Here is a 1,166-nt window from a genome sequence, read left to right as displayed (position 1 = left end):
AAGTTTAGCCAGGACCTCGCTCAAGACCCGACAACACGTCGGCTATGGTACGGGATTGCCACCGCCCACGACTTTGAAAGCCACGATGGCATGACCGAGGAGAATCTCTATCAAAAGATATTCGCCTCCCACTTCGGTCATCTGGCAATCATCTTCCTGTGGACCTCGGGCAACCTGTTCCACGTCGCCTGGCAAGGAAACTTCGAACAGTGGGTCACAGACCCCCTAAACATCCGTCCCATCGCCCACGCGATTTGGGACCCGCAATTCGGCGCGCCGGCAGTGGATGCCTTCACCCAAGCCGGAGCAGCCAACCCAGTGAACATCACCTACAGCGGTGTCTATCACTGGTGGTACACCATCGGCATGAGAACCAACGGCGACCTCTACCAAGGCTCCATCTTCCTGATGGTCTTGGCCGCCGTGATGCTCTTCGCCGGCTGGTTGCACCTCCAACCTAAGTTCCGCCCCTCTTTGGCCTGGTTCAAAAACGCAGAATCGCGTCTGAACCACCACCTGGCGGGACTGTTCGGGGTCAGCTCCCTGGCTTGGACGGGCCACCTGGTCCACGTGGCTATCCCCGAATCTCGGGGAGTTCATGTGGGATGGGATAACTTCCTCTCCGTGAAGCCACACCCCGCCGGATTGGCACCGTTCTTCACCGGGAACTGGGGCGCTTACGCCCAAAACCCGGATAGCTTGAACCACGTCTTTGGCACCTCCGAAGGAGCGGGCAACGCTATCCTGACGTTCCTGGGTGGATTCCATCCCCAAACCGAGTCCTTGTGGTTGAGCGATATCGCCCATCACCATCTGGCGATCGCGGTTCTGTTCATCATCGCCGGTCATATGTACCGTACCAACTTCGGTATCGGTCACAGCATGAAGGAAATCATGGACGCCCACAATCCTCCCAAAGGCACTCCCTTTGGCGGGTTGCTCGGTGAAGGTCACAAGGGAATGTACGACACCTACAACAATTCCTTGCACTTCCAACTCGGATGGCACTTGGCTTGTTTGGGTGTAATCACCTCCTTGGTGGCGCAACATATGTACAGTCTGCCTCCCTACGCTTTCATGGCACGGGATTACACCACTCAGGCAGCTCTGTACACCCACCACCAGTACATCGCTGGGTTCATCATGGTGGGAGCTTTCGCCCACGG

Annotated in this window: 1 protein-coding gene; it reads left to right on the top strand. The window is 57.2% G+C overall.

Annotated features, from left to right (window positions below; genetic code table 11):
* On the top strand, nucleotides 1-1,166 hold a 1,166-nt coding region (locus AC0QH1_RS00545), incomplete at both ends, for a photosystem I psaA/psaB family protein (protein WP_473154722.1).

The organism is Phormidium sp. CCY1219, assembly GCF_055795085.1.
The sequence above is the reverse complement of the archived record's forward strand: the minus strand, read 5'-3'. Positions and strand labels throughout refer to the sequence as shown.